Raw genomic sequence first — 13226 nt, forward strand, 5'->3', positions numbered from 1 at the left:
TTTAAGTTATTGAGATAAAGGAAAAGACTATGGCAACGCAAGGCATCAGTAAAATCGTTCTGGCTTACTCTGGCGGCTTAGATACCTCAGCAATCATTCCTTGGCTGAAAGAAAACTATGGTGACTGTGAAGTTATCGCATTCGTGGCTGATATTGGCCAAGAGCGTGAAGATTTGGTTGGCGTTGAAGAGAAAGCCCTGCGTTCTGGCGCTTCATCCTGCTACATCGCCGATTTGCGCGAAGAATTCATCAAAGATTATGTTTACCCAGTGCTGAAAACGGGTGCGCTGTATGAAGGTACTTACCTATTAGGCACATCCATGGCGCGTCCACTGATTGCGAAGGCTCAGGTAGAGCTTGCTCTAAAACTGGGTGCAGATGCGCTGTGTCACGGCGCGACGGGTAAAGGTAACGATCAGGTGCGTTTCGAAACGACCTACACCGCATTGGCACCACAGCTTAAAGTGGTCGCTCCTTGGCGTGAGTGGGATCTACGTTCTCGCGAAGCGCTGCTCGATTATTTAAAAGTGCGTGATATCCCCACTACCGCATCGCTGGAGAAAATCTACAGCCGTGACGCTAACGCGTGGCATATTTCTACAGAAGGTGGCGTGTTGGAAAGCCCGTGGAATGCCGCCAACCAAGATTGCTGGGTATGGACAAATTCACCTGAAGATGCGCCAAATGAGTCTGAATTAGTGACGGTTGGCGTAGAAAAGGGCGAAGTTGTTTCCGTTAATGGTAAAAAGATGAGTCCGTTTGCCTGTTTAGAGGCGCTTAATGTTCTCGGTGCGAAGCATGGTGTTGGTCGTATTGATATTGTAGAGAACCGTCTGGTTGGGATTAAATCTCGTGGCTGCTATGAAACACCGGGGGGCACGATCATGATGGCGGCTCTGCGCGGCGTAGAACAGCTCGTTTTGGATCGCGATAGCTTTAAATGGCGTGAACAATTGGGGCAAGAGATGTCCTACGTGGTTTACGATGGTCGCTGGTTTGCACCGCTGCGTGAGTCAATTCAGGCAGCCGCTGATTCCATCGCTAAAGATGTGAATGGCGAAGTGGTGATTAAGCTGTATAAAGGGCAAGCGACGGCGATTCAGAAAAAATCGGGCAACAGCTTGTATAACGAAGAGTTCGCGACCTTTGGCGAAGATGATGTGTATGACCACAGCCACGCTGGCGGCTTCATTCGTTTATTCTCGTTGTCATCACGTATCCGTGCGCTGAACGAGAAGAAATAAGTAGGCAATCTTACTTGCGCCATGTTGGGTCGGGCTGTCCTTACCCAACAAGGCTGCGACAATAACGCCTATTTACAGTAATACTTTTATTTTGGACGCTTAAATTTTTTGCGGGAATTAAACTTCCGCAAGGTTATTCATCATAACGGAGCATCACATGGCACTATGGGGCGGGCGGTTCAGTCAGGCGGCAGACCAGCGGTTTAAGCAATTCAATGACTCACTGCGGTTTGATTACCGATTGGCTGAGCAGGACATTACCGGCTCAGTGGCGTGGTCAAAGGCTTTGGTCACCGTCAATGTATTAACGGTGGAAGAACAGCAGAAGTTGGAAGATGCATTAGGGATTTTGCTTGAGGAAGTTCAAGCGAATCCAGAAGCCATTTTAGCCAGCGACGCCGAAGATATTCATAGCTGGGTCGAAACCCAGTTGATCAATAAAGTGGGCGATTTAGGTAAAAAATTGCACACTGGCCGCAGCCGTAACGATCAGGTCGCGACGGACTTGAAGCTGTGGTGTAAAAATGAAATTGGTGAGTTATTACAGGCGGTGCAGCAATTGCAGCAGGCGCTGATAGTCACGGCGGAAGCCAATCAGGACGCGGTGATGCCGGGTTATACCCATCTTCAACGTGCACAACCCGTAACCTTTGCTCACTGGTGCTTAGCCTATGCTGAAATGCTGGCGCGTGATGAAAGCCGTTTGCACGATACGCTGAAACGTTTGGATGTTAGCCCGCTCGGGTGTGGGGCTTTGGCGGGTACCGCTTATCCTATCGATCGTGAGCAACTGGCAGGATGGTTAGGTTTTTCAAGCGCCACGCGCAACAGTTTAGATAGCGTTTCCGATCGCGATCATGTGCTGGAGTTGCTCTCTAACGCCTCTATCGGCATGGTTCATCTGTCACGCTTTGCAGAAGATTTGATCTTCTTTAACAGCGGTGAAGCCAATTTTGTTGAATTGTCAGATCGCGTGACGTCAGGTTCGTCTCTCATGCCGCAGAAGAAAAACCCCGATGCGCTGGAACTTATCCGTGGCAAATGTGGCCGCGTGCAGGGCGCGTTGACCGGTATGATGATGACGTTGAAAGGCCTGCCTTTGGCTTACAACAAAGATATGCAAGAAGACAAAGAAGGTCTGTTTGATGCTCTGGATACGTGGATGGACTGTCTGCATATGGCAGCCTTAGTCTTGGACGGGATTCAGGTTAAACGCCCACGTTGTCAGGAAGCGGCTGAGCAAGGCTATGCAAACGCCACCGAACTGGCAGATTATCTCGTGGCGAAAGGTGTTCCTTTCCGCGAGGCTCATCATATTGTGGGTGAAGCGGTAGTTGGTGCTATCAAACAGGGCAAAGCTTTGGAGGCATTAAGCCTTAGCGAGCTGCAAAAATTCAGCAGTGTGATTGGTGACGACGTTTATCCTATTCTGTCACTGCAATCTTGCTTAGATAAGCGAAGCGCCAAAGGGGGCGTATCTCCACATCAGGTGGCTCAGGCCATTGCAGACGCAAAACAGCGTTTGCTATAACGCCTTTAGCACCATAGAGAAAAACCGGGCAATGCCCGGTTTTAATACAAATGCAGTGAGGTTATTCGCCCGGACAGCGCATGCAACGCTCTGTTTCGGTATCCCCGATACGCAACTTACTTTGTAAATCACGCAGCGCGGTACGCAGGCCTTCTTCAATCACGGGATGGTAGAACGGCATATCCAGCATTTGATCAACAGTCATGCCTTGCTGATGCGCCCATGCCAGCAGATGTGCAATGTGTTCAACCTCAGGTCCCATCATTTCAGCGCCGAGGAACTTGCCAGTACCTTGTTCGCCATAAACGTGCAATAGACCTTTATTGCGTAGCATTACGCGAGAACGCCCCTGATTTTCAAAGGACACCTCTCCCACTTCGAAGCAGCCGCAGGCGCCATATTTTTGGCTTAGCTCGCGGTAGGTGGAACCGACCATCGCAATCTGCGGATCAGAGAAGACGACAGAAATGGAACTCCGGCGTAAGCCGGGCTTAATTTCTGGATAGCTTCCTGCGTTATCTCCAGCAATACGAGCCTGATCGCTGGCTTCATGCAACAGCGGTAGCTGGTTACTGGCATCACCGGCGATAAAGATATGTGGCACGCTGGTTTGCATTGTTAATCTATCGGCCACAGGAACACCGCGGGCGTCGAGCTCCAGAGAGGTGTTTTCAATCGCCAGATTATCTACGTTTGGACGGCGTCCGGTCGCGGCCAGCACGTAGTCGACCATGATTTCCTGCGGTTTACCGTCTAAATCCTGATAGCGGATAAATACGCGATCGCCTTCGCGCTGCATGATCTCTACTTTCACATCAGGATCGAGATAGAACTCTTCGCCTAGAGCACGGCGAGCGTAGTCACGTACATCACTATCGGTTAACGGCCCTACTGCGCCGCCAACGCCAAATACTTTTACTTTCACGCCTAACCGATGGAGCGCTTGGCCTAGCTCCAAGCCGATAACACCGGGGCCAAATACGGCAACGGATTCAGGCAGGTCATCCCAGTTAAATACGTCATCGTTAATGATGAGGCGATCGCCCAGCTCATTCCACGGTGCCGGCCATGTCGGGCGGGAACCTGTGGCTATCACGATGCGTTTTGCGACGATGCGGGTGTGATCGTCAACCTGCAAAGTGTTGTCATCAATAAAACGGGCATAGCCGAGAATTTTGTCGCTGTCAGGAATACTGATGACGCCTTCCATCACAAAACCCACGAAGCGGTCGCGTTCACGCTTAACGCGCGCCATCACTTCGCGGCCATCAATCTTGATTTCGCCTTGTGGATGAACCCCAAAGCCAGGAGCTCGCTCAATTTGATGCACGGCTTCGGCCGCAGCGATCAATAATTTTGAAGGCATACACCCCACGCGCGCACAGGTCGTCCCGAATGGGCCACCTTCGATCATAACTACGCTTGGCGTTGAGAGTTTGGCTGCGCGATAGGCACCTAAGCCAGCAGTTCCGCCGCCGATTACGGCCACGTCAACATTGAGTTCTTTCATCAAGCTATCTCCTGAAACCGGAAAAAAAAGGCGGGACAAGCCCGCCAAAGTGTTGGCTTTCTTTTTTTATAATAACGACTGCTGCAGGTTATTAGGCTTGTTGCAGGTAGACTTCTAAGTCATCACTGCCGCCGATATGCTGCCCACCAATGTAAACTTGTGGAACAGTGGCGCGACCCGTTACAGCACGCAGGCTAACGGTCGTTGCATCTTTACCCAGCACGATTTCTTCGTATTGAATACCGCGGTCTTGTAGCATTTGTTTCGCTTTGGCGCAGTATGGGCAACCTGGTTTGGTGAACAGGGAAACAGACGCCTGCACTTTGAAATCGGGAGCCAGATACTTCAGCATGGTATCGGCATCAGAGACTTCAAATGGGTCACCTGGTTTGTTTGGTTCAACAAACATTTTTTCTACCACGCCGTTGCGAACCAGCATGGAGTAACGCCATGAGCGAGGGCCGAAACCAAGGTCGGCTTTTTCAACCAGCATGTTCATGCCTTTGGTGAATTCGCCGTTGCCGTCTGGAACGAAAGTAATGTGCTCAGCTTTTTGATCGGCCTTCCAAGCATTCATCACGAAGGTATCGTTCACAGAAACACACAGAATGCTGTCGACACCTTTCTCATGGAAAATCGGAGCCAGCTCGTTATAGCGTGGTAGGTGGCTAGATGAGCAGGTCGGAGTGAATGCGCCTGGCAGAGAAAATACGATAACGGTTTTGTCTTTGAACAGGTCATCGGTAGTGACGTCAATCCACTGGTCGCCCTGACGGGTGTGGAAAGTTACCTGTGGAATTTTCTTACCTTCTTGGCTAGTAAACATGGATTAACCCTTTAATTATTAGATTAAAAATCACTGGTGTTGGCATGTCGCCGTTCGTTGATGGACATTATTCACACTTAGGCTTGATAGTTCTAATCGTTCATTGCTATCTTATTTATCGCCATGAGCTATCATGGCTCGGAGGATAAAAATGAATATTCGAGATTTAGAATACTTAGTGGCGCTGTCTGAACACCGCCATTTTCGCCGCGCGGCGGATTCATGCCATGTTAGCCAGCCCACGTTGAGCGGTCAGATTCGTAAGCTGGAAGATGAACTGGGCGTGATGCTTCTGGAGCGTACAAGCCGTAAAGTGTTGTTCACTCAGGCAGGTTTATTGCTGGTTGATCAAGCGCGTACGGTGCTGCGGGAAGTGAAGGTTCTTAAAGAAATGGCTAGCCAGCAGGGAGAGGCGATGTCCGGCCCTCTGCATATTGGCTTGATCCCGACCGTCGCACCGTATTTGTTGCCACAGATTATCCCCACACTGCACCAAACGTTCCCGAAGCTGGAGATGTATCTGCATGAAGCGCAGACTCAGCAACTGCTTGCACAGCTGGACAGCGGTAAGCTGGACTGTGCAATTTTGGCGTTAGTGAAAGAGACCGAAGCTTTTATCGAAGTACCATTGTTTGATGAGCCAATGAAACTCGCGGTGTATAACGGACATCCTCTGGCAAGCAAAGACAAAATTGCGATGTCCGAACTGTCTGGTGAACATCTGTTGATGCTGGAAGATGGGCACTGTTTACGCGATCAGGCGATGGGTTTTTGTTTCCAAGCTGGGGCGGATGAAGATACGCATTTTCGTGCAACCAGTCTGGAGACATTACGCAATATGGTGGCGGCAGGAAGCGGTATTACTTTGCTGCCAGCATTGGCGGTTCCGCCAGAGCGTGAACGTGATGGTATTTGCTATCTGCAATGTTACAAACCAGAACCCAAACGCACTATTGCGCTAGTTTATCGTCCGGGGTCTCCGCTGCGCGCGCGCTATGAACAGCTCGCGGAAGTGATCCGCGAGCATATGCAAGGTGTGATGAAGCAGCAGTGCAGCGCTCTAGAACAGGCGGTTTAACCCGTTAAGTGCCGCGACGCGATAGGCTTCGGCCATGGTCGGATAGTTGAAGGTAGTATTCACGAAATACTCAATGGTATTACCTTCTCCTTTTTGTTCCATGATTGCCTGACCGATATGGATGATCTCGGCGGCACGCTCGCCAAAACAGTGGATCCCCAAGATCTGTTTAGTTTCTCGGTGGAACAAGATCTTCAGACTACCCACGCTCATGCCAGCAATTTGCGCGCGCGCCAGATGTTTAAACTGCGCACGGCCAACCTCATACGGCACTTTCATTGCTGTGAGTTCCTGTTCGGTTTTGCCCACCGAGCTGATTTCAGGAATGGTATAAATTCCTGTTGGGATATCTTCAACCAGATGTACGTTGGCTTCGCCTTGCATAATGGCTTGGGCCGCGATACGACCCTGATCGTATGCCGCAGAAGCTAAACTTGGGTAGCCAATAACATCGCCGACGGCATAGATATGTGAGATCGCCGTTTGGTACATGCTGTTGACCTTCAGAAGGCCGCGTCCATCAGCCTCGAGCCCCACATTTTCCAGCTTCAATGCGTCGGTGTTACCGGTGCGCCCATTGGCATACAGCAGGCAATCGGCTTTGACTTTTTTACCGGACTTGAGGTGCATGATGACGCCATCTTCCACGCCCTCAATTTGCTCAAATTCTTCGTTGTGGCGAATAACGACGCCATTGTTCCAGAAATGGTAAGAGAGTGCGTCTGACATTTCTTGATCGAGGAATGCCAGTAAACGGTCGCGTGTATTGACGAGATCGACTTTTACGCTCAAACCACGGAAGATCGAGGCATATTCGCAGCCAATTACCCCAGCTCCGTAGATAATGATGTGCTGTGGTTCATGGTTAAGTTGCAGAATGGAATCGCTATCGTAAATGCGTGGATGTTTGAAATCGACACCGGATGGATGATACGGACGCGAACCGCAGGCAATGATGATATTTTTTGCACTTAGGGTGTCACGGGTTCCATCGGGATAGCTGACGCTGATGGTATTGGCGTCAATAAACTCAGCATCACCAGAGAACAACTGGCAATGGTTGCGCTCGTAAAATCCCTGACGCATGCGAGTTTGCTGATTAATCACGCTATCGGCATGGCGCAAAATATCGGGGAAAGTGGATTTAAGAATTCGGGAGTTGTCGCTGTAAAGAGGATTCTGGTTAAATTCGATAATGCGGCTAACGGCGTGGCGAAGTGCTTTTGATGGGATGGTGCCCCAGTGGGTACATCCGCCGCCGACGCTAAAATGCCGTTCTATTACGGCAACCCGCGCGCCTTGTTTTACCAGACCCATGGCGGCGCCTTCACCACCGGGACCTGAGCCAATGACTATGGCATCAAAAGAATAGTGCTGTTGCATGTAGGGTAGGCCTTTCTTATACAAAAATACAACGTTACCTTAACATAATAACAAGGTATCCCCAATCATCCCTATGCTTTTCGTGGCAATTCACACCCTATTTTTGTCATCCTAGCTATACAGTTCACAAGGTCATAGAGGTATGGTTGGGGTAAAGTTTGATATAGTGGCGTTTAACCACCGTATCAAAATCTTAAAAAGCCTACGGTGGATGAAGAAACTTACATTTAACCGGATATTAATATGGGCGTCAGAGCGCAACAAAAAGAACGAACTCGTCGTTCACTGATAGAAGCCGCTTTTAACCAGCTTAGCGCTGAGCGGAGCTTTGCGAGTTTGAGCCTGCGTGAAGTATCTCGGGAGGCCGGTATTGCGCCTACTTCCTTCTATCGCCATTTTCGCGATGTGGATGAGTTAGGATTAACGATGGTGGATGAAAGCGGGTTGATGCTGCGTCAGCTAATGCGTCAGGCTCGTCAGCGTATTGCCAAAGGGGGCAGCGTTATCCGCACTTCGGTGGCGACTTTTATGGAATTTATCGGCAATAACCCGAATGCTTTTCGGCTGTTATTGCGGGAACGTTCCGGCACTTCGGCTGCGTTTCGTGCTGCAGTTCAGCGTGAAGTTCAGCATTTTATTGCGGAACTTGCAGACTATCTTGAAATCGAAAATCATATGCCGCGCAGCTTTACCGAAGCTCAGGCCGAGGCAATGGTGACTATCGTATTTAGCGCAGGTGCCGAAGCGTTAGATATTGATATGGAACACCGCCGTTTGTTGGAAGAACGTTTAGTGTTGCAATTGCGGATGATTTCCAAGGGCGCTTATTATTGGTACCGCCGTGAGCAAGAAAAAGCACATATAGCGCATATACACGAAAATGTCGGGCAGCAGGCTCAGCCTCAGGAATAAATTTAAAGCATAGGGTTGGTCATGATCAAAAGTCGTTTGGATGTGGGAACATTAGTTCTGTCTTTGGTTGCTGGGCTTTCTATCAGTGGTTCTTTTGCCGCATTATTTAGCTCTGTCGTGCCGTTTTCGGTGTTTCCGCTGTTAGCGCTGGTTTTATCTGTTTATTGCCTGCATCAGCGCTATCTGAACTGCTCAATGCCTGAAGGTATGCCGGTTCTCTCCTCTTCATGTTTCTTGCTTGGCTTGCTGATGTATAGCGCCATTGTGCGTGTAGAGTACCCAGAAATTGGCTCCAACTTTATGCCAACTATCCTGTGTATTGTCTTGGTCTTTTGGATTGCCTATCGCATTAAGGCATTCAAGAAAAATGCCGAGCTGGATAGTGACAAAGACTTCCACGATCCTGAGTGATATCCACGTAATAGCCGCAGATAACTTATATAAGAAAGGCAGCCGCTTGGCTGCCTTTTTGCATTCAATGTGAGCCTGAAATTAACGACGCTTTTCCAGCAATACGCCGCATTCCATATGATGGGTATATGGGAACTGATCGAACAACGCTAAGCGTTTTACCTGATGGGTTTCGTGCAGCGTTTCCAAATTGGCACTCAGCGTTTCAGGGTTGCAGGAGATATACAGAATGCGCGGATATGCCTGCACCATGCGTAATGTATCGTCATCTAGGCCGCTGCGCGGGGGATCAACAAAAATGGTTTCACACTGGTAGCTTTTTAGATCAATGCCTTCCAAGCGTTTAAACTCGCGCACGCCGTTCATTGCCTGAGTAAAGTCTTCCGCCGCCATGCGAATGATCTGTACGTTATCAATGTGGTTGGCGGAAATATTAAACTGTGCAGCCGCGACAGAAGGTTTAGCAATTTCGGTGGCTAATACGCGGTTAAAATTACGCGCCAGCGCAAGAGAGAAGTTGCCGTTGCCACAGTACAGTTCCAGCAGATCGCCCTTAGAATCCTTGGTGACGTCTAGTGCCCATTCGAGCATTTTGATGTTCACCGCGGCATTAGGTTGAGTAAAGCTATTTTCTACCTGACGATAGACCATGTCACGACCGGCAACCGGCAGGCACTCATCAACATAATCCTGATCTAAACAGATTTTGGTTTTGGTCGCTCGGCCAATCAGCTGTATGTCAAAACCTTGAGTTCGCAGGCGATCGCGTAGCGCTTCGGCCTGTGCTTTCCATTCCGCATCCAGCTTGCGGTGATAAAGAAGAGAAACCACGACTTTATTGTTCATCGTCGACAGATAGTCGATCTGGAACAGTTTAAAGCGCAAAACCTGATTTGGGCGCAGTTCATCCATCATGACGGTCATCAAACGGTTGATCAGTTCACTTGCCGCTGGGAACTGATCAACACGAATTCGCTGCTTCGTCTGCTGATCGAACATGATGTGGTAAAGATCGGACTCATCATGCCATACGCGAAACTCGGCGCGCATACGGTAATGGCTGGCTGGTGAGCGAAATGCCTCGATCTCAGGCGCCGCAAACGGGGTCATCATGTTGGCCAGTCGGGTGATCTTCTCCGTGAGTTGGGCATCATATTGATCGGTTGGCAGCGTATTCGGGGTCATGGCATTTCTCACTAGCGTAATAATAGAGGGGCGATTGTAGGCGATGGAATAATGATGTCCAGCTCTGTGACTTATTCTATTTCGTAATCATAGAAGTCTAGACATCTGAATAGGTTTTCACTTAGCATGGCGGCCCGGTCTCCAGTGGAGAGTGAAAAGGGAATCCGGTTTGAATCCGGAGCTGACGCGCAGCGGTATGGGGAAGTCACGGCGATATTTTGACACTGTCATTGCAGATGGGAAGTCATCGCCCGGTGCGTATTAGAAGATACGCAAATCCTAAGCCCGAAGACCTGCCGGAATACGTCGCTTCACGTGGTTTTCGCGAATTAACGCCACGGCTCGCGGCATCCTGCCAATTAAGTTTGGATGCTTTTGCATGACTATAAAAAAAAATGCGCTGATGGCAGCCTTGTCTGTCACTGCTTTCTCCGGTTGGGCGCAAGATACTTCTGACACGCGTTCTGATTCATCTGCAAATAGTAATGATGATGTAGTCGTAACCGCCTCACGCTTTGCTCAACCGGTATCTACCGTGTTGGCTCCAACGGATATTGTCACCCGAGACGACATCGACCGCTGGCAGGCTAAAACACTAAACGATGTTATGCGCCGCTTACCCGGTGTGGATATCGTGCAGAATGGTGGGATGGGGCAGAGTTCAACAATGTATATCCGTGGTACCAATGCGAATCAGGTTTTAGTGCTGGTGGATGGTATTCCAGTTGCGCGCCCAGGGATTTCAAATACTGCTGATTTCAACCAAATCCCAATCTCTTTGGTTCAACGAGTTGAATATATAAGAGGGCCTCGCTCGGCGGTATATGGTTCTGGTGCCATGGGTGGCGTAATCAACGTGATTACACAAACAGACAAAGAAGGCGCGCAGATTAATGCTGGCGTGGGCTCCAAAGGGTTCCAGCAGTATGACGGCAGCGTGCGTCATAACGTGAGTGATAATACCAAAGTCACCTTGGCTGGTTCTTATGAAAGCACTAAGGGTTTTAATGTGCAGCCGGGATCAACCTATGCGCCAGATCGTGACGATGACGGTTACCGTAATAAAACCTTCTGGGGCGGCGTAGACCACCAGTTTAGCAACGAGCTTTCTGGTTTTGCCCGTGGTTACGGCTATACCAATAACAGTGATTATGACTTAGGTAGCCCGCCATTCAAGCCAGCCTATAGTGCTAATGAAGGTCAAACCTACAACCATACCTATGATGCTGGACTACGCTTTTCGTCGGGCGCGTATTCTTCTCAACTGACAGGTAGTTATCAGAAGGTTAAAGATTACAATTACAGCAGTGAATATGGTCGCTACCATGATGGTTCCACCCTTGACGATATGGATCAGCGTAATATCCAGTGGGGTAATACTTATAGTCTCGAACACGGGCAAATCAGTGCTGGTGTGGATTGGCAGCAGCAGCGTTTAACATCCTCTGACACCAGTAAGTCTGATACCTACAAACGTGATAACACGGGTCTATACCTCAGCGGTCAGCAAAAGCTAGGGGACGTCACGCTGGAAGCCTCCGGGCGTGAAGATAAAGATGAACAGTTTGGCTGGCACGGTACATGGCAAACTGCGGCCGGTTGGGAGTTCACGCCTGGTTATAGAACTACCCTATCTTACGGCACCGGATTCTTGGCTCCATCCCTTGGGCAGCAGTTTGGATCAACGCGTTTTAACATTGATTCCAATCCAAATCTGAAACCAGAAGCCTCCAAGCAATGGGAAGCTGGGCTCGAAGGGTTAACGGGGCCGCTTGACTGGCGGTTGTCGGCTTATCATTACAAGATCGAAAATCTGATAACCTATTCTTATGATGGTGACACTAATTTAGGTACCTACTACAACATCGATTCTGCAACTATTAAAGGGGTGGAATGGACCGGAAGTATTGATACCGGCATCTTTACCCATCAGGTCACCTTGCAGTATATGGATCCACGCAATGATAAGACGGATGAGGTATTAGCGCGTCGTGCGAAGCGACAGGCAAAATATCAGCTCGATTGGACGATGTTTAACTTCGATATGGATGTTTCATACCAATACTATGGGCGTCGTTACGACAATAACACTTCCAACAGTACTCAGCGGGTGTTGCCAAGCTACAGCACAGTCGATATTTCAGCTTCCTATCCGGTTACGTCTCATCTCACAGTTCGTGGTAGAATCGCCAACCTGTTAGATAAAGATTATGAAACGGCTTATGGCTACCAAACCGCAGGTAGAGAATATTATCTCACCGGTAGCTACACCTTCTAATGATGTAGCGACTGCCAAACCTACTGCGCTGGTTTTCGATTCCGGCGTGGGTGGGTTATCTGTATATCAGGAGATCCGCAATTTGCTGCCGGATCTCCATTACATCTATGCATTCGACAATCAGGGATTCCCTTATGGGGAAAAAGATGAGGCGTTCATTATTGAGCGTGTCGTCAAAACTGTTGCCGAAGTGCAAAAGCGCCATCCTCTCTCTATTGTCATCATCGCGTGCAACACGGCGAGTACTATTACGCTTCCCGCACTGCGTGAGCGTTTTAGCTTCCCTATTGTGGGTGTGGTGCCAGCGATTAAACCCGCGGCGAAGTTAACGCGTAATGGCGTTGTCGGGCTCTTAGCAACCAAGGCGACGGTGCAGCGCTCATACACTCACGATCTCATCGCCCGTTTTGCGACAGACTGTGATATCAAAATGCTCGGCTCGTCTGAGCTGGTGGTGCTAGCTGAAGCGAAGTTGCATGGTGAAGTGATTGATCATGCCGTATTGAAGAAAATTCTACGCCCATGGCTGTCAATGGCTGAGCCGCCAGACACTGTAGTTTTAGGATGCACGCATTTTCCTTTACTGCGCGAGGAGTTGGCTGCGGTATTGCCTGATGGAACACGGTTGGTCGATTCTGGTGCCGCTATTGCTCGCCGAGTTGCTTGGCTGGTTGCAAACCAAGAAAATACATTGAGTACAGAAGATGATGTGGCGTATGCCACGAAAACGAATAGCGATACTGAGGCACTTTTGCCCGTATTGCACCGTATGGGCTTCTCAGAGCTACGAGAGTTGAGTATTTAATCTCCAAATTTACGGTTTCTGATGAAAACTTGCGCGGTTGAAAAGTTTTTTTAAATTAGGGGT

Annotated in this window: 11 protein-coding genes and 1 riboswitch; of the genes, 7 read left to right on the top strand and 4 right to left on the bottom strand. The window is 49.3% G+C overall.

All coding sequences use genetic code 11. From position 1 onward, the window contains the following. Window positions 1-29 precede the first annotated feature (29 nt). Together HMPREF3091_RS09040 and argH are read left to right on the top strand one after the other, a co-directional pair. The gene (locus HMPREF3091_RS09040; RefSeq protein ID WP_004094246.1) at window positions 30-1244 is read left to right on the top strand and encodes an argininosuccinate synthase; all 1215 of its coding nucleotides are present in this window, start codon (window positions 30-32) and stop codon (window positions 1242-1244) included. A 157-nt stretch (window positions 1245-1401) separates the two neighbouring features. After that, entirely contained in the window at window positions 1402-2775 is a 1374-nt protein-coding gene (gene argH, locus HMPREF3091_RS09045) for an argininosuccinate lyase (RefSeq protein ID WP_004094249.1), read from the top strand. 61 nt (window positions 2776-2836) lie between these two features. Here the strand turns inward: argH and HMPREF3091_RS09050 are convergent, their stop codons facing one another. Together HMPREF3091_RS09050 and HMPREF3091_RS09055 are read right to left on the bottom strand one after the other, a co-directional pair. Further along, window positions 2837-4285: a dihydrolipoyl dehydrogenase gene (locus tag HMPREF3091_RS09050; protein ID WP_004094252.1), complete on the bottom strand. Its 1449-nt coding sequence runs from the start codon at window positions 4283-4285 to the stop codon at window positions 2837-2839. Between the two features lie 91 nt (window positions 4286-4376). After that, window positions 4377-5111: a glutathione peroxidase gene (locus tag HMPREF3091_RS09055; protein ID WP_004094255.1), complete on the bottom strand. Its 735-nt coding sequence runs from the start codon at window positions 5109-5111 to the stop codon at window positions 4377-4379. Between the two features lie 151 nt (window positions 5112-5262). On the opposite strand from HMPREF3091_RS09055, the gene oxyR reads away from it, so the two are divergent. Then, window positions 5263-6189 (top strand): DNA-binding transcriptional regulator OxyR, encoded by a 927-nt coding sequence (oxyR, locus tag HMPREF3091_RS09060; protein ID WP_035503664.1) that lies wholly within the window; start codon window positions 5263-5265, stop codon window positions 6187-6189. Here oxyR and sthA read toward each other — a convergent pair. Continuing rightward, window positions 6172-7572 (bottom strand): Si-specific NAD(P)(+) transhydrogenase, encoded by a 1401-nt coding sequence (gene sthA / locus HMPREF3091_RS09065; RefSeq protein ID WP_008815810.1) that lies wholly within the window; start codon window positions 7570-7572, stop codon window positions 6172-6174. The two genes, oxyR and sthA, sit on opposite strands and share 18 nt — an antisense overlap. Before the next feature lie 243 nt (window positions 7573-7815). On the opposite strand from sthA, the gene fabR reads away from it, so the two are divergent. Continuing rightward, window positions 7816-8484 carry an HTH-type transcriptional repressor FabR gene (gene fabR / locus HMPREF3091_RS09070; RefSeq protein WP_004094261.1) on the top strand — a complete coding sequence of 223 codons (669 nt, stop codon included), beginning with the start codon at window positions 7816-7818 and terminating at the stop codon, window positions 8482-8484. Window positions 8485-8505: 21 nt separating this feature from the next. Next, complete coding sequence (locus tag HMPREF3091_RS09075) at window positions 8506-8895, top strand: YijD family membrane protein (RefSeq protein WP_035503666.1); 390 nt, start codon at window positions 8506-8508, stop codon at window positions 8893-8895. A gap of 81 nt (window positions 8896-8976) precedes the next feature. Here HMPREF3091_RS09075 and trmA read toward each other — a convergent pair whose 3' ends face one another. Then, a complete protein-coding gene (gene trmA / locus HMPREF3091_RS09080; RefSeq protein ID WP_070715405.1) occupies window positions 8977-10080 on the bottom strand; it encodes a tRNA (uridine(54)-C5)-methyltransferase TrmA in 1104 nt (367 codons plus the stop codon). A gap of 118 nt (window positions 10081-10198) precedes the next feature. After that, window positions 10199-10396: riboswitch (cobalamin riboswitch) on the top strand. A gap of 63 nt (window positions 10397-10459) precedes the next feature. Between trmA and btuB the strand changes: the two genes are divergently transcribed. Together btuB and murI are read left to right on the top strand one after the other, a co-directional pair. Further along, window positions 10460-12358: a TonB-dependent vitamin B12 receptor BtuB gene (btuB, locus tag HMPREF3091_RS09085; protein WP_070715407.1), complete on the top strand. Its 1899-nt coding sequence runs from the start codon at window positions 10460-10462 to the stop codon at window positions 12356-12358. Next, window positions 12303-13163 (top strand): glutamate racemase, encoded by an 861-nt coding sequence (gene murI, locus HMPREF3091_RS09090; protein ID WP_004094269.1) that lies wholly within the window; start codon window positions 12303-12305, stop codon window positions 13161-13163. The genes btuB and murI overlap by 56 nt, the downstream gene beginning before the upstream one ends. Window positions 13164-13226 lie beyond the last annotated feature (63 nt).

It is taken from the genome of Hafnia sp. HMSC23F03 (assembly GCF_001816025.1).
GTDB classification, from domain to species: domain Bacteria; phylum Pseudomonadota; class Gammaproteobacteria; order Enterobacterales; family Enterobacteriaceae; genus Hafnia; species Hafnia paralvei.